The organism is Janibacter sp. GS2, from assembly GCF_051200835.1.
GTDB lineage: Bacteria > Actinomycetota > Actinomycetes > Actinomycetales > Dermatophilaceae > Janibacter.
On record NZ_CP195161.1, the window covers coordinates 1805179 to 1821094 of the forward strand.

Annotated in this window: 14 protein-coding genes; 10 read left to right on the forward strand and 4 right to left on the reverse strand. The window is 70.0% G+C overall.

Annotated features, from left to right (window positions below):
- Positions 1-72 precede the first annotated feature (72 nt).
- Together ACR9E9_RS08810 and ACR9E9_RS08815 are read left to right on the forward strand one after the other, a co-directional pair.
- A complete protein-coding gene (locus ACR9E9_RS08810; protein ID WP_435198104.1) occupies positions 73-846 on the forward strand; it encodes a helix-hairpin-helix domain-containing protein in 774 nt (257 codons plus the stop codon).
- Positions 843-3242, forward strand: coding sequence for a ComEC/Rec2 family competence protein (locus ACR9E9_RS08815; RefSeq protein WP_435198105.1), 2400 nt, complete (start codon positions 843-845; stop codon positions 3240-3242). The genes ACR9E9_RS08810 and ACR9E9_RS08815 overlap by 4 nt, the downstream gene beginning before the upstream one ends.
- A 7-nt stretch (positions 3243-3249) precedes the next feature.
- Here the strand turns inward: ACR9E9_RS08815 and ACR9E9_RS08820 are convergent, their stop codons facing one another.
- Positions 3250-4170, reverse strand: a complete 921-nt coding sequence (locus ACR9E9_RS08820; RefSeq protein ID WP_435198106.1) for a LysR family transcriptional regulator — start codon at positions 4168-4170, stop codon at positions 3250-3252.
- Positions 4171-4230: 60 nt separating this feature from the next.
- Between ACR9E9_RS08820 and ACR9E9_RS08825 the strand changes: the two genes are divergently transcribed.
- Positions 4231-5064 carry a Sir2 family NAD-dependent protein deacetylase gene (locus tag ACR9E9_RS08825; protein ID WP_435198107.1) on the forward strand — a complete coding sequence of 278 codons (834 nt, stop codon included), beginning with the start codon at positions 4231-4233 and terminating at the stop codon, positions 5062-5064.
- 26 nt (positions 5065-5090) lie between these two features.
- Here the strand turns inward: ACR9E9_RS08825 and ACR9E9_RS08830 are convergent, their stop codons facing one another.
- Both ACR9E9_RS08830 and lexA read right to left on the reverse strand, forming a co-directional pair.
- Positions 5091-5507 carry a glutaredoxin domain-containing protein gene (locus tag ACR9E9_RS08830; RefSeq protein WP_435198108.1) on the reverse strand — a complete coding sequence of 139 codons (417 nt, stop codon included), beginning with the start codon at positions 5505-5507 and terminating at the stop codon, positions 5091-5093.
- Positions 5508-5516: 9 nt separating this feature from the next.
- Positions 5517-6290, reverse strand: a complete 774-nt coding sequence (lexA, locus tag ACR9E9_RS08835; RefSeq protein ID WP_435198109.1) for a transcriptional repressor LexA — start codon at positions 6288-6290, stop codon at positions 5517-5519.
- Between the two features lie 235 nt (positions 6291-6525).
- Between lexA and ACR9E9_RS08840 the strand changes: the two genes are divergently transcribed.
- From ACR9E9_RS08840 to ACR9E9_RS08855, 4 genes are all read left to right on the forward strand, one after another.
- Entirely contained in the window at positions 6526-6924 is a 399-nt protein-coding gene (locus ACR9E9_RS08840) for a LysM peptidoglycan-binding domain-containing protein (protein WP_435198110.1), read from the forward strand.
- Between the two features lie 361 nt (positions 6925-7285).
- A complete protein-coding gene (gene nrdR / locus ACR9E9_RS08845; RefSeq protein ID WP_435203617.1) occupies positions 7286-7759 on the forward strand; it encodes a transcriptional regulator NrdR in 474 nt (157 codons plus the stop codon).
- A 111-nt stretch (positions 7760-7870) separates the two neighbouring features.
- Positions 7871-10759 carry a vitamin B12-dependent ribonucleotide reductase gene (locus tag ACR9E9_RS08850; RefSeq protein ID WP_435198111.1) on the forward strand — a complete coding sequence of 963 codons (2889 nt, stop codon included), beginning with the start codon at positions 7871-7873 and terminating at the stop codon, positions 10757-10759.
- Positions 10760-11079: 320 nt separating this feature from the next.
- On the forward strand, positions 11080-11742 hold the full coding sequence (locus ACR9E9_RS08855) for an HNH endonuclease (protein WP_435198112.1): 663 nt from the start codon (positions 11080-11082) through the stop codon (positions 11740-11742).
- Positions 11743-11762: 20 nt separating this feature from the next.
- Here ACR9E9_RS08855 and ACR9E9_RS08860 read toward each other — a convergent pair whose 3' ends face one another.
- Positions 11763-12002, reverse strand: a complete 240-nt coding sequence (locus ACR9E9_RS08860; protein ID WP_435198113.1) for a hypothetical protein — start codon at positions 12000-12002, stop codon at positions 11763-11765.
- Between the two features lie 114 nt (positions 12003-12116).
- On the opposite strand from ACR9E9_RS08860, the gene ACR9E9_RS08865 reads away from it, so the two are divergent.
- The 3 genes from ACR9E9_RS08865 to ACR9E9_RS08875 are packed head-to-tail and all read left to right on the forward strand — an operon-like array spanning position 12117 to position 15878.
- Positions 12117-13721, forward strand: a complete 1605-nt coding sequence (locus tag ACR9E9_RS08865) for a hypothetical protein (RefSeq protein WP_435198114.1) — start codon at positions 12117-12119, stop codon at positions 13719-13721.
- Between the two features lie 16 nt (positions 13722-13737).
- A complete protein-coding gene (locus tag ACR9E9_RS08870) occupies positions 13738-15432 on the forward strand; it encodes an NERD domain-containing protein (RefSeq protein ID WP_435198115.1) in 1695 nt (564 codons plus the stop codon).
- An 8-nt stretch (positions 15433-15440) separates the two neighbouring features.
- Complete coding sequence (locus ACR9E9_RS08875) at positions 15441-15878, forward strand: DUF2510 domain-containing protein (protein WP_435198116.1); 438 nt, start codon at positions 15441-15443, stop codon at positions 15876-15878.
- Positions 15879-15916 lie beyond the last annotated feature (38 nt).

Below are 15916 nucleotides of genomic sequence, written 5' to 3' on the forward strand. Positions count from 1 at the left end.
GCTCGTCGGGAGTGATCCACAGTCGGCAGCCCGTCACTGCCGCGCCGGCGCGTGCTGCCTAGCGTCACGGGCATGAGCCGACGTGCCAGCCACCCCTCCGAGCGGGTCCAGGAGATCCTCGACGGTGACCGTGCCCCGCGCGTCCTGCAGCTCCCGTCGACGCTCGCGCAGGGCCGCTACGGCGTGAGCCGTCAGGCGATCATCGGGGTCGTCCTCGTCGTCGCGGTCGCGGTGGCGATGCTCGGCGGGCGCTACCTGCTCGCGCGGGGGGAGAGCGCGCCGGAGCCGGTGGGGGTGGAGGAGCCCGGGGAGGGGGCTCCCTTCGCGCCGTCGGGGACGGGCCCGCCCACCGCGGCCGACGGCGCAGCGACGGCTCCTGCAGCCGCGCCGCCGAGCCCGACCGAGGTGACCGTCCACGTCGTCGGTCAGGTCAAGCGTCCCGGCGTCGTCAGCCTGCCCGCCGGCTCCCGGGTGACCGAGGCGCTGGAGGAGGCCGGCGGGGAGACCTCGACGGCGGACCTCACCGGGGTCAACCTCGCCCGCCCGCTCGTCGACGGGGAGCAGGTCGTCGTGCCGGAGCCGGGGGAGAGCCCGGTGCCCGCAGCCCCGGGCACGGCCGGGGCGGGGGGCGCGCCGGCCGCGCCGGGTGGGAGCAGCCAGGTCAACCTCAACACCGCCGACCTGACCACGCTCGAGACCCTGCCCGGTGTCGGCCCCGTCCTGGGGCAGCGGATCCTCGACTGGCGCGCGGAGCACGGTCAGTTCACCGCCGTGGAGGAGCTCGGCGAGGTGAGCGGGGTCGGGGAGAAGACCTATGCCCAGCTCGCCCCCATGGTCACCGTGTGAGCTCGACGGTGGCGGCACGGCCCCCGGTCCTCGACCTGCGCCTGCTCGTGCCGTGCCTCACGGCGTGGGCGGTCGGGGCCCGGGCGCTCGCCTGGCCGGGGGAGACCCGGGCGAAGGGCGCCGCCCTCGCCCTCCTGCTGCTCCTGCTCCTCGTCGCACTGGGTGTGCGCTACCGCGGCCGGCACGCGCGGGTGTCGTGGCGTCGTGACGGGCCCGGGGTGATGGCCCTGACCCTCGTCGCGATCGGCCTCGTCCTCGGGGCATCGGCCGCGCACGAGTCGACGCGCCGGGTCGGACCGGTCGACGAGCTCGCCGGGCAGGACGCGATGATCCGTGGTGAGGGCGTGGTGCTCACCGAGCCCATCGTGCGGTCCGGGCGGCCGCGGGGCGACGAAGGGGGTTCCCCGCCCCAGCAGGTGCTGCTGCGGGTGCGTCTGGAGTCGGTCACCGCCCGCGGCGTGACCACTGCGGTCAGTGCGCCGCTCTTCGTGCGGGCCGACGAGGCGTGGACCGAGGTCGGGTGGCACGACCGGATCACCCTCTCCGGCCGGCTCGCGCCGGCAGGACCGGCCGACCCCGAGGTCGGTGTCCTCAGCCCGCGCGGGCCACCGGTCCCGGTGGGGGAGCGCTCGATGGTCCGGGCCGCCGCGGAGTACCTGCGCACCGGCATGCGGCGGGCCGTCGACCCCCTGCCGTCCGATGCCCGGGCGCTGCTTCCGGCCCTGGTCATCGGGGACACGTCGATGACGCCCCCGGAGCTCACCGACGACATGCTCGTCACCGGGATGAGCCACCTGTCGGCGGTGAGCGGCTCCAATGTCGTCGTCGTCCTCGCGGCCCTCGTCGGGGCCTGCCGGGTCAGTGGCTGCCCCCGACGGTGGCGTCCGTGGATCGCCGGGGCCGGGCTGGCCTTCTTCGTCGTCCTCGCCCGTCCGGAGCCGAGCGTCATCCGCGCCGCGACGATGGGGGCGATCGGGCTGCTCGGGATGGGCGCCTCGCGACGCGGTGCAGGGACCCCGGCGCTGTGTGCCGCGGTGCTCGTCCTGCTCACCGTCGACCCGTGGCTCGCCCGCTCCTACGGCTTCGTGCTGTCCACGGTGGCGACCTTCGGGCTGCTGCTCTTCGTCCGCCCGTGGTCGGCGGCGATCAACGCCCACCTGCCCCGGGCGCTGCACGTCGTCGGACCGGCGGTGGCGATCCCGCTGGCGGCGCAGCTCGTCTGCGGACCGGTCATCGTGCTGCTCCAGGGCAATGTCTCGCTCATCGCCGTCGTCGCCAACCTCGTGGCGGCACCCTTCGTCGCTCCTGCCACCGTCCTCGGTGTCGCTGCTGCGCTCGTCGCCGTCGTGAGCACGACCCTGGCCACCCTCGTCGGGTGGTGCGGCGCTCCCTTCGCGCTGGTCATCGCCTGGACCGCACGGATCAGTGCGGACGTGCCCGGCGGCACCCTGCCCTGGCCGGACGGGGCCACCGGAGCGGTGCTGCTCACGGTCCTGACCACGCTGGGCGTGCTCGCCGGGCCGTGGATGCTGCGACGATCGCGCAGGAGTCCGCTGCTCGCCCTCGGGCTCGTCGTCGTGCTCACGGTCGGGGCGGTGCCGGCACGCACCTTCGGCTGGCCGCCGCCCGACTGGCGGCTGGTGGCCTGCGACGTCGGGCAGGGCGACGGGCTCGTGCTGGCCTCCGGACCGGGACGGGCGGTCCTCGTCGACGTGGGCCCGGAGGACGGCGGGGTGGATGGCTGCCTGCGCCGACTGGGCGTGCGGACCCTCGACGCCGTGGTGCTCACGCACTTCCACGACGACCACGTCGGAGACCTCGCGGCGGCGATCGACGGACGCGAGGTCGGGCAGATCCTCGTCACCCCGGTCCCGGACCCGCAGTGGGCCGCTCGGCAGGTCGCCGAGATCGCCGCACGACGGTCGATCCCCGTGCGCACCGTCACCGCCGGTGACCACGTGGAGCTCGGGGCGGTCACCGCGACCGCCTGGTGGCCGACCCGGACCGTCGCCGGGGGCTCCGTCGCCAACAACGCGAGCATCGTGCTGCACGTGAGCGTCGGCGAGATCTCGGCACTCCTCCTCGGGGACATCGAGCAGGAGGCGGGGCACGCCCTTCGCCTCGCCCTGGCCCGGGACCCGGCCATGGCCGCGGCCGCCGCGGACCTCGACGTGCTCAAGATGCCCCACCACGGGTCGAGCAATGTCGACGAGGGCTTCATGGAGGAGGTCGTCGCCCCGGTGGCCGTGATCAGCGTGGGCGCGGACAACACCTACGGGCACCCGACGCCGACCGCCCTGGCGTGGGCCCGCCGGCACGGCGCGCGGGTGCTGCGCACGGACCGGGACGGGGACATCGCCGTCGTGGACGGACCCGCCCTCGTCACCGCGCGCTAGGGCGTGGTCAGCTCGTGGCGGGGGTGGCCGAGGCGGCCGAGGCGACGAGCGCCTCCAGGGTGGCCGCGACCGCGGGGACCTTGACCAGGTCGTCGGTGGTCACCACGTGGATGCGTCGACGCGAGGTCGGGTCGAGCGGTCGGATGACGACGTCGTCGTTGGACGTCGCGGCGCGGATGAGGTCGGGGATGAGCGCGACGCCCAGGCCGGCGGCGACGAAACCCTGGACCGCGACGTAGTCCTCGGTCTCGAAGGCGACCCGCGGGGTGAAGCCGGCGTCGTGCGCGATCTGCAGGAGGTGGCCGCGACAGCGGGCGCACCCGGCGATCCAGTCCTCCTCGGTCAGGTCGGTCATCGAGACGATGTCCTGCGAGGCGAGGGGGTGCTCGCGGGGGAGGGCGACCCGCACCTCCTCATCGAGCAGGGGGTGCACCGCGAAGCCCTCGAGGTCCTCACCGCGCGCGATCTCGCTGCCGTCGTAGGAGAAGGCCACGGCGAGGTCGACGTCGCCCGCGCGCAGCGCGGCGATCGACTCCGGGGGCTCGGCCTCGGTGAACTGCACCGACAGGTCCGGGTACCCGGCACGCACGGCGGCCAGGGCGCGGGGGACGAGGGTGACGGAGGAGGAGGGGAAGGCCATGAGGCGCACCCGGCCCGCGCGCAGCCCGGCGATCGCAGCCACCTCCTCCTCGGCGGCATCGAGCGCGGCGAGCACGGGGGAGGCGTGGCGGGCGAGGACCGCACCGGCCTCGGTCAGGCGGACCGAGCGACCGACCTTCTCCACGAGCACCGTGCCGGTGCGTTGCTCCAGGCGCTTGACCATCTGCGAGACCGCGGGCTGGGAGTAGCCGAGGGCCAGGGCGGCGGCGGTGAAGCTGCCTTCTTCGGCGATGGCGCGCATCACGCGCAGCCCTGCGGCGTCGATCATGCGGCCATGCTATGTCGTCGGCGGTGGAGTGCAGGGCCGGGTCCGTCGCATACTGGAGCGGTGATCGAGGACATCGCCCGCGTGCTGACGGCCGGACCGGCCCTCGTGCTCACCGGCGCAGGCATGTCCACCGACTCCGGCATCCCCGACTACCGCGGGCCGGACGGCACGCGCAAGGTCACCCCGATGCACCTCTCGGAGTTCGTCGCGAGCAGCGAGGCCCGGCAACGCTACTGGGCACGCAGCTTCGTCGGGTGGCGCCGCTTCCACGCGGCACGCCCCAATGAGGGCCACCATCTCGTGACCCGCCTCCAGCAGCTCGAGCGGGTCGGCCCGCTCATCACCCAGAACGTCGACGGACTCCACCAGGGCGCGGGCACGCGCGACGTCGTGGAGCTGCACGGCAACCTCGTCGAGGTCGTGTGCCTGACCTGCGGGGCCCGCATCGATCGTCGGGTCCTCGACGAGCGGATGTCGCGGGAGAACCCCGGCTTCGACGCCGACAGCGACGAGATCCGTCCCGACGGGGACGTACGGCTCGACACCGTGGACGTCGAGCGCTTCCGGGCGCCGCGCTGCGGCGAGTGCGGCGCGGACACGCTCAAGCCCGATGTCGTCTTCTTCGGGGGAGCGGTGGCCAAGCCCCTCGTGGAGCACTGCTTCGAGCTCACCGATGCGGCCCCGAGCCTGCTCGTGCTCGGCAGCTCGCTGCAGGTGATGTCGGGGCTGCGTTTCGTGCGCCGGGCGGCCAAGCGGGGCATCCCGATCGCCCTGGTCACCCGCGGTCCGAGCCGCGGCGACCACCTCGTCGACCACCGCGTGGACGGGGAGCTGGCCCCCTCCCTTCGCGCCCTGGTGCAGGCCGTCGAGCCGGCCGGGGCCGCGACCGGCTGAGCACTCGGGTCAGGTGAGAGGCCGGGTCAGCCCAGGGCCGTGCGCACGAGCTGCGGGTCCGGGTTGGTGTGCGGCCGGCCGTCGATGACGACCGTGGGGACGGTCTCGTTGCCGTCGTTGACCGAGCGCACGTAGGCGGCGGCCTCGGGGTCGGCCCAGATGCTGACCCACGTGGCCTGCTTCCTCGCTGATCCGAGAGCCAAGCGCAGCCGCGCGTAGAAGGTGCAGCCGGGTCGCCAGTAGATGACGACCCGGACCTGCGGGTCATCGGTGACGTCCCGGTGACGAGGAGACCCGCGGCCGTTGAGCGGACTGAGCCACCAGGCGATGCCGACGCCGAGGGCCAGGAGGAGCAGCGAGGCGACCTCGCCCGCCAGGATCCCGCGCCCGGTGGCGAGCACGACCACGGCGAGGACAAAGAGTGACGAGAGCCATCGGGTCATCGGAGCCTCTCAGAGGCGTCGCAGCACGGCGGTGACCTTGCCCAGGACGCTCGCGTGGTCACCGTCGATCGGCTCGAAGGCCGGGTTGTGCGGGAGCAGCCAGACGTGGCCGTCGGTGCGCTTGAAGGTCTTGACCGTCGCCTCGTTGTCGAGCATCGCCGCGACGATGTCGCCGTTCTCGGCGTGGGGCTGCTGGTGGACCACGACCCAGTCGCCGTCGCAGATCGCGGCGTCGATCATCGAGTCGCCGACGACCTTCAGCAGGAAGAGCGAGCCCTCACCGACGATCTGCTTCGGCAGCGGGAAGACGTCGTCGACGACCTCCTCCGCGGTGATCGGCACACCGGCGGCGATCTGACCGAGCACGGGGACGTAGCTGGCCTCGGGCCGGTCGTCACCGGATCCGGTCTGGTCGAGGACCTCGTCCTGGGCACTCGCGCCGCCACGCATCCCGCCGAAGTCGGCCATCTCGGCGACCACCGGGTCGGTGGCCGTGACGCTGTCGGCATCGGGGGAGATGACCTCGATGGCCCGGGGACGGTTGGGGTCGCGGCGCAGGTAGCCCTTGCGCTCGAGGGAGGAGAGCTGGTGCGCCACCGAGCTCGGGCTGGTCAGGCCGACGAGCTCACCGATCTCGCGCAGGCTCGGCGGGTAGCCACGCGTCGCGACGGCCGTGCGGATGACCTCGAGCACCTTGCGCTGGCGCGCGGTCAGTCCGTCTCCGGTGTCCCGCTCGGGGAGCTGGTGGATGTTGTCGTCGCTCGTGCCGCTGCCCTTGCTCATCTCGACCCTTCGTCCGTGTCGTCAGCGTCCTCCGCGCGGTGTCGGACCGGGCGGTCCGGGTGCGTTGTCGGTGCTCGCTGATCAACTTCTCGGTAAGGAAGACAGTAGGGCGATCGAACAGGTATTTCAAACAGGTGTTCGAGCGTGTTGTTGATCTTCTTCGAACATCCGTGCTAGACATCGTACAGACGTTCTATCGAACACCGGTTCGATGAACCGCCACGAGGAGGACCAGATGACCGCTCTCACCGCAGCCCGCAGCCACGTCGGCTCGCCGATCGGTGCGCCCGCAGCGCGGCCGGCTCGTTCCCGCCACCTCGTCTCCGTCCCGACGGGCGAGTCGATTGCCGCACAGGCGAAGGGGGGGCTGCGCCTCACCCGTCGCGGTCGCCTGGCGATGACGACGACGACCCTGGCCGTCGCGACCGTCGCCGGTGCCGGCATGGCCCTCGGGGGGCCGGCCTCGGCCGCTCAGGAGGTCACGGTCGAGCGGGGGCAGACCCTGGGCTCGATCGCCGAGGCCGAGATGGGTGGCGTGCCCACCCGTGAGGCCGTGACGCGGATCCAGCTGGCCAACGGCCTCTCCTCGAGCCACGTCCACATGGGTCAGACCCTGACGATCCCGACCCCCTGAGTCGGGGCCGATCAGGCACCCCACACACCTCCCGGGCCCTTCGACCCAGCCCGGGCCGGCAGTCGGCCACCTCCCCTTCTCGGAGGTGGCCGACGTGCGTTCCGGGGCCGGGCGGGGCCGGGATCCCCGCCATCCCGGGCGTCTCGCGCAGGGCCTGACCGCTCACCGAGCGCGACGCGCCGAGGACTTGCGTCGGGCGTCACACGGGGGTCTAATAGTCACTACATCTAGTGGTTACACCGATGTCATTCGTCCACATCTAGTACACAGGATGACGCCGGTTCTCCACAGGGGAGGGGGGTTCGTCCCCAGCCTCGTCCACCGGTTCGTCCACAAGCACCGCCGCGAGAAGGGAGTCGACGTGCACTGTCCGTTCTGTCGGCACACCGACTCCCGGGTCATCGACAGCCGTACGGCCGACGACGGCAGCGCCATCCGTCGCCGTCGGCAGTGCCCCGAGTGCTCCCGACGTTTCACGACGCTGGAGAGCGCGAGCCTGGCGGTGACGAAGCGCTCGGGAGCGGCCGAGCCGTTCAGTCGGGCCAAGGTGCTCTCCGGTGTCCGCAAGGCCTGCCAGGGTCGACCGGTCACCGAGGACCAGCTCGCTCTCCTCGCCCAGCGCGTCGAGGAGAGCATCCGCTCGCAGGGCAGCGCGGAGATCGACGCCCACGAGGTGGGCATGGCGATCCTGCCGCCGCTGCGCGAGCTCGATGAGGTCGCCTACCTGCGCTTCGCGTCCGTCTACCAGTCCTTCGACTCGCTCGGGGACTTCGAGGCGGCGATCCGCACCCTGCGCGAGGAGCACGAGGACGCCTCCGCAGGAAGTACCCCCTAAGAACCCCGGGTACCGGCACGCGAGAAGGCTGTCGGTACCCGGTGACACCGTTGATCACAGCCGAGCACACCGCACGAAGACCGTCCTGAACGGATCGAGGAGAGAAGCAGCATGACCGAGACCGCCGGCAAGCCCAGCACCCGTCGCGGGTCCCGTACCAAGGGACTGACGATCGAGCGCATCCACACCACCGAGGGCGTTCACCCCTACGACGAGGTCACCTGGGAGACCCGCGACGTCGTCCAGCAGAACTGGAAGACCGGCGCGACGATCTTCGAGCAGCGCGGGGTCGAGTTCCCCGACTTCTGGTCGCTCAACGCCTCGACGATCGTCACGACGAAGTACTTCCGCGGGGCCGTCGGCACCCCGGAGCGCGAGTCCGGCCTCAAGCAGCTCATCGACCGGGTCGTCCTGACCTACGTCAAGGCGGGCAAGGACCACAGCTACTTCGCGACCCCGGCCGACGCAGAGATCTTCGAGCACGAGCTGACGTACGCCCTGCTCCACCAGATCTTCAGCTTCAACTCCCCGGTGTGGTTCAACGTCGGCACCAAGAGCCCGCAGCAGGTCAGCGCGTGCTTCATCCTCTCCGTCGACGACTCCATGGACTCGATCCTGGGGTGGTACAAGGAGGAGGGCTTCATCTTCAAGGGCGGCTCCGGCGCCGGCCTGAACCTCTCGCGCATCCGCTCCTCCAAGGAGCTGCTCTCCTCCGGTGGCACCGCCTCCGGTCCGGTCTCCTTCATGCGTGGGGCCGATGCCTCCGCGGGCACCATCAAGTCCGGTGGCGCTACGCGTCGTGCGGCGAAGATGGTCGTCCTGGACGTCGACCACCCGGACATCGAGGAGTTCGTCGAGACCAAGGCGCGCGAGGAGCACAAGATCCGTGCGCTGCGCGATGCCGGCTTCGACATGGACCTCGGTGGCTCGGACATCACGTCCGTGCAGTACCAGAACGCGAACAACTCGGTGCGTGTCAACGACGAGTTCATGCGTGCGGTCGACGAGGGTGCCGACTTCGGTCTGAAGTCGCGCAAGGACGGCTCGGTCATCGAGTCGGTCGACGCCCGCGAGCTCATGGGCAAGATCGCCCAGGCCGCCTGGGAGTGCGCCGACCCGGGCATCCAGTACGACGACACGATCAACGACTGGCACACCAACCCGGAGTCGGGTCGGATCACCGCGTCGAACCCCTGCAGCGAGTACATGTCCCTGGACAACTCCTCGTGCAACCTCGCCTCGCTCAACCTGCTGAAGTTCCTCGGCGACGATGACACCTTCGACGCCGAGCGCTTCCAGAAGGTGGCCGAGCTGGTCATCACCGCGATGGACATCTCGATCTGCTTCGCGGACTTCCCGACCGAGAGCATCGGCGCGACCACTCGCGACTACCGGCAGCTGGGCATCGGCTACGCCAACCTCGGTGCGCTGCTCATGGCGACCGGCCACGGCTACGACTCCGATGGTGGTCGCGCGCTCGCGGCGTCGATCACCTCCCTGCTCACCGGTGCGTCCTACAAGCGGTCCGCCGAGCTGGCCGCCATCGTCGGCCCGTACAACGGCTACGCCCGCAACGCCGATGCGCACAAGCGCGTCATGCGCAAGCACCAGGCGGCCAACGACGAGATCCGCACGCTGAACACCATGGACAACTCGGTGCACTCGCAGGCCACCAAGGCCTGGGACGCGGTCGTCAAGCTCGGGGAGAAGAACGGCTACCGCAACGCCCAGGCCTCGGTGCTCGCCCCCACCGGGACCATCGGCTTCATGATGGACTGCGACACCACCGGCATCGAGCCGGACTTCTCCCTGGTGAAGTTCAAGAAGCTCGTCGGCGGCGGCTCGATGCAGATCGTCAACCTGACGATCCCGCGCGCGCTGAAGCTGCTCGGCTACACCGAGGAGACCTCCGAGGCGATCGTCGAGTACATCGCCGACAAGGGCCACGTCATCGATGCTCCCGGTCTGAAGAAGGAGCACTACGACGTCTTCGACACCGCCATGGGCGCGCGGGCCATCGCCCCGATGGGTCACGTGCGGATGATGGCTGCGGTGCAGCCCTTCCTCTCCGGTGCCATCTCCAAGACGGTCAACCTGCCGGAGAGCGCGACGGTCGAGGAGATCGCCGACGTCTACTCCCAGGGCTGGAAGCTGGGCCTGAAGGCACTCGCGGTCTACCGCGACAACTGCAAGGTCGGCCAGCCGCTGTCCGATGGCGGGTCGACCGCCAAGGACGCGAAGACCGCCAAGGATGCGGCTGCCGTCGAGAAGGTCGTCGAGTACCGCCCGCTGCGTCGCCGCATGCCCAAGCGTCGCGCCTCGCAGACGACGAGCTTCGCCGTCGGTGGCGCCGAGGGGTACCTCACCGCCAGCACGTACGACGACGGTGAGCTCGGCGAGCTGTTCCTGAAGTTCGGCAAGCAGGGTTCGACCCTGGCCGGACTCATGGATGCCTTCTCGATCGCGATCTCGATCGCTCTGCAGCACGGTGTGCCGCTGGAGACCTACGTCGAGAAGTTCACCAACCTGCGCTTCGAGCCGGCCGGCATGACCGACGACCCGGACGTGCGGATGGCGCAGTCGATCATGGACTACGTCTTCCGTCGCCTCGCGCTGGACTACCTGGACTTCGACACCCGGTCCTTCATGGGGATCCACACCGCGGACGAGCGGGCCCGCCAGCTGGAGACCGGCTCCTACGCGCCGTCCTCCTCGGATGATGGCGAGGACTACGACGACGAGGCCTACAGCCAGACCGTCGCCACGACCGAGCCCAAGCCCGCCGCCGCGAAGGCGGAGGAGACCACGGACCAGTCCGGTGCCGGAAGCGCCTCTGCTCGTGCGGCCGACACCACGGTCCACTCCTCGGCCGAGCTCATGGAGAAGTTCCAGGGCAAGACCGCCGACGCACCGATGTGCATGACCTGCGGCACAAAGATGCGCCCCGCCGGCTCCTGCTACGTCTGCGAGGGGTGCGGCTCGACCAGCGGCTGCAGCTGATCGACTGAACTGACTTCAGAGGGGCCGACACTTCGGTGTCGGCCCCTCTGAGTGTGTAGACGTGGCAAGCTGCCCGCATGTGGGACCTCGACTACGAGCAGGCATTTCGCTCCGCTGCCATGGGCTGGCTATCAGAGGCCACGACCGCAGAGAGGGACTGGCTGCGGTCAGAGGTTCTTCGAGACTTTGAGTTCCAGGGGCAACGCATTGCACTAATGGATGCTCAGCGAGGAATTCGCAAGCCGGCGCCGGCGCGAGCGGCGTTGTCCATTCGGACTGTTTACCGACCAGAGGGTGCAGCCCGTCCATACGATGACGCAGTGGCTCCCGACGGGCGTCTGCGGTACAAATGGCGCGGTGAGGATCCCCATCACCCGGAGAATCGGGCCCTGAGGGCGGCCATGGAAGATCAACTTCCGCTGATCTGGTTCTTTGGCGTGGGTCCGGGTGAGTACAAGCCGATCTTTCCGATCTATCTCGTGGCCGAGGAGCAAGACAGTCACCAATTCGTCGTTGCAATGGATGAAGAGCAGCGCGAGTCCGTCGGTGGCACCGCCGAAGAGCATGTCCGCAACTACCTGCGCGTCGAGCGGAATCAGCGGATGCACCAGCGCATATTCCGTTCGACGGTAATGCGTGCCTACACGACCAGATGCGCAGTGTGCGCGTTGAGGCATGGCGAACTCTTGGACGCTGCACACATCGTTGAGGACGGTCATGAGTTGGGTGTCGCTTCTGTCCGAAATGGGTTGGCCCTCTGCAAAATTCACCACGCGGCGTTCGACGCGAGGATTCTGGGAATTCGCTCAGACCTTGTGGTCGAGATCCGGAGTGATCTCCTGGCTGAGATCGATGGTCCGATGCTCCAGCATGGCCTGAAGGAGCGCCACGGCGAGCGTCTGATGGTGTTACCCGCGGTGAAGAAAGAGCGCCCCGATGTGGGCCTTCTTGAACTTGCTTACGAGAAGTTTCGAAGCGCCTAAGGGGCTGAGTTAAGCAACGCTCATGACATCCCTGGGAAAGCACTCTTGAGGATGTCAATTAGTTCGGCCGCGTGCGCGCGATCAATCTCAATGGTCTGACTGGTCTTGCCCGGGATCTTGCGCTCGGAGGACCCGTACGTTGAAAGTTGAACGGCTCGAATCCCGTCGATCTCAACCGTGCGATAGCCGCACGTCACCCTGGTGCGAGATCGTGGCGGCCCGTCGGCCTGAGATTCTTCGAAATCCTCGATGAGAGCCATGGTCAATGTTCTACCAGGAGGAGGGGTGGTGGGTCTCTCTTCGTGCCGCGAGAAGGCACTGAAGCCGATCCGCAGCGCAGTGCGTTGTCGGGGCTCGCTGACAGAATCGAACCCATGTTCGAAGACGAGCTGACCGTGGTGGAAGAGTCCCTCCGAGGGCTCGCGATGGCGCGTCGAGGGGTGAGCGAGCGGGGCGGCCGCGCCGATGAGCGCACGTTGACACAGGTCCTCGAGGCGACCGAGCGGTTGCGCCGAGCGGCAGACGCCCTGGAGTTGACCGTGATCGGCCACGCCGTCCGCTGGGGTGAGGAGTGCGGAGCTGACGGCACCTACCGACCGGTGCATCTGCCTGAGGGTGAGATGGCTGAGTTCGCGGCTGAGGCCGTGGGTCTGGCGATGCGCGCCGGGCCGTGGGAGGCCGGTGAGAGGTGCGACCTCGCGGCCCGAGCCGTCACCGACCTTGGTCCACTGACGGATCTCGTCGCCGACGGCCTCCTCCGGACCAGGGCGCTGGGCATCGTTGCCAAGGAGACCAGAGAGGCCAGCCGCGACGCTGTCGAGGCTGTTCTCGACCACCTGCTCGCCCCCCTTCGTGGTCGACCCGGCACCATCCGCGTGGTGGAGCTCGAGGAGCGGGAGCTGCGCAAGGCCATCCGTCGCATTCTTCAGCGCGTTGAGCCCGAGCTCCTGCGTCAGAAGGCCGAGCGCAACCGGCGTGAACACCTCAACGTCAGATTCGGGGAAGGGCCGGTCGGCACCGCCGACATGAGCGCGACGCTGCCCACTGAGATCGCGGTCGTGCTCAAGGAGGCTATTGAGCAGGCTGGCGCCCGACTCAGGGACCTCGACCCCTCCCTCACCACCGGCGCCTCCCGAGCCCACGGGCTGGCTGATCTCGCCCTGCGCGGCGTTGAGGTCATCGCCAATGTTCGTCTGGGGATCCCGGTCATCACCTCCGCGGCCTCCCGCCTCTCCTTTGCCCCCTACGAAGGGGGCGAGCTTTCCTTCGGGGCCCCATCGCCTCCTAGCGGCCGTCCGTCTGAGGGGACTGTGCAGCCGTCCCGGATCGTCACGGGGGAGGGTCCGGACCGGGTCGACGTTCTACCCGAGGAATGGGCTGGCGACGCGGTGACCTCTCAAGTCCCGACGACCTTCGGGCCCGGTGGACAGCCCGGCTGGGTCAGTGGTTGCGACATCCCCGGCATCGGGTACATCCCGCCGGACGTCGTCTCAGCCATCACGACCCGCCTCGAGGCGAAGGTCTCCCGCGCCCTTCTCGACGCTCGCACCGGGGTCCTTGTCGAGACGAGCAATCCCCGCTATTTCATCACCGACTCGATGCGCGACTTCATCTCCGCCCGTGACGAGACCTGCCGGATGTGGGGATGCAACCGTCGGGTGACACGTAGTTGCTCGGAGACGAACGCCGACCTCGACCACGCCACGTCATGGCCGGTCGGGCCGTCCTGCCCCACCAACGTCTCCGGGCTCTGCCGGCATCACCATCGCCTCAAGCACACACCGGGGTGGACCCACACGCTCCACCCGGACGGACGGACCGAGTGGGTCAGCCCCGGCGGCCTCCCTGCGAGCACCTTCCCCGCACTCTGGGTCCACACCGAGGTGGACGACGGGTGGGACACCGACGCCGGGGACTCGCCCCCTTCGCAGGGGGCGAACATCCTCACCGATCTTTTCGCGGCGGCTCCGCCTTTCTGATCGGTACCTTCACTCCATGGCACCGCAGCTGATCCCACCGGACCCGCGCTTCACGACCGCCTCGGAGCGGGTGGTGTGGGAGCGGCTGCGCGACGCCCTTCGTCCCGAGGACACGCTCGTGGCCAACTACCGGCTCACCGACGAGCACAAGGACCACGAGATCGACCTGCTGGCGGTCCTGCCCGACGCCGGGGTCGTCGTCATCGAGGTCAAGGGCGACGGTCTCCAGTGCCGCGACGGGGTGTGGAGCATGCGCCACGGCAAGGAGCGCCGGGCCATCGACCCGGTCGGCCAGGCCCGCGACGCGAAGTACGCCCTTCGCACCTACCTCGAGTCGGACCGGCGCTGGGCGCACAGCTCCCGCAGGCCGATCCGCTTCGCGCACACCGTGGTCGCACCCTTCACCGGGCTCGGTCCGGACTTCGCCCTGGCCGACTGCCCGCGCTGGATGGTCCATGACCGCGAGGACCTGCCCGCACTGGCCGCGCGCATCGCCGCCATCCCCATCGAGCAGGAGAGCGAGCGCGACGTCCCGAGCGTCGACGACTGCGCGACGATCGTCGACATCCTCGCGGCGCGCGGCACCGAAGCGACCACCGACGTGGTCGGCGAGGCCGACGAGCGGCAGCACCGCGCCGACCGGCTCACCCAGGAGCAGAGCCTCGTCCTCGACGTGACCCGCCTGCTGCGCAGGGTGGAGATCCGCGGCGGCGCGGGCAGCGGCAAGACCGTCCTCGCCCTGACCCAGGCCCGCCAGCTCAGCGCCGGCCGTGGCGAGCGGCGCCCCGAGCGGGTGGCTCTGCTGTGCTACTCCATCGGGCTGGCCACGCACCTCGAGCGCGCGGTCGCTCTGTGGCCACACCGCCAGCGGCCCGCCTTCGTCGGTACCTTCGAGGACCTCGCCAACCGTTGGGGCGTGCCCTCCGGCTCCCGCGACGACCCCGACTACTGGGAGGAGACGCTGCCCGACCTCATGGCCGAGCGCGCCGCCGAGCTGCCGCCGGGGGAGCGGTACGACTCCTTCGTCGTCGATGAGGCCCAGGACTTCGCCGAGTCCTGGTGGCGCCCCCTCCTCGGGGCCCTCACCGACGAGAGCGAGGGGGGCCTGTTCACCTACTCCGACGAGAACCAGCGCCTCTTCAAGCGTTTCGGCCGCCCACCGGTCCCACTCGTGCCCCTCGTCCTGGACCACAACCTGCGCAACACCAAGCAGATCGCCGAGACCTTCACTCCCTTGGCGCCGCTGCGCATGCGTCTCGAGGGCGGCGACGGGCCGGCCGTGACCTTCGTCCGTGCGACCCCGGACGAGTCCCTCGGGGTCGCCGACGACCAGGTCGATCTCCTCCTCGACGAAGGGTGGCGCCCGGGCCATGTCGGGCTCCTCACCACCGGCCGCCGCCACCCCGTGCAGGTCGAGCGTCAGGAGGACCTCGGTCAGCGTGGGTACTGGCACACCTTCTGGGAGGACGATGACGTCTTCTTCGGCCACGTCCTCGGAGCGAAGGGGATGGAGCGCCGGGCCGTCGTGCTCTGCATCAACGAGGACGGCACGCGCGAGCGCTTCCGCGAGCGGCTCTACGTCGGCCTCTCCCGGGCCACCGACCAACTCGTCGTCGTGGGCGACCCCGAGGCGATCGGCCACGCGGGGAGCGAGGTTGCCACGAAGCTCGTCGGTGCGGCGGGTACGCTCTCTCCCAGTCACAGGGGATGAGGGGACACGTGAACGAGCACGCGCCGGGCTGGTACGAGCACGACGGCGAACGCCGCTACTGGGACGGGTCCCAGTGGACGCACTCCACGTCGTTGCCGCCCCCGTCGTCGGTCGCTCGGGTGCCTCAGAGCGGTGAGCTCGCCCCGTACGCCCCCCCGCCGGTGTACGGCGCGCCGGCTCTCCCGCGCGCACGCAAGGAACCCGCGCTCTCGCTGCTCCTGTCCTTCTTCATCCCCGGCGTCGGGTCGATGGTCAACGGGGACGTCGGTGCCGGAGTCGCCTTCCTGCTGGTCTACGGACTCGGCCTGGTGCTGCTCGTCTGCCTGGGCTGGCTCATCGTCGGTCTCATCGGTCTGCCGATCTGCGTGGGCGCCTGGGCCTGGTCGATGTACCACGCCTACCTGGGGGCCGTGAATTTCAACCGGTCCGTCGGGTACGCCGGGTGAGCCGCAGTACCTACCGCGCGCCGACATCATGGGGAGTT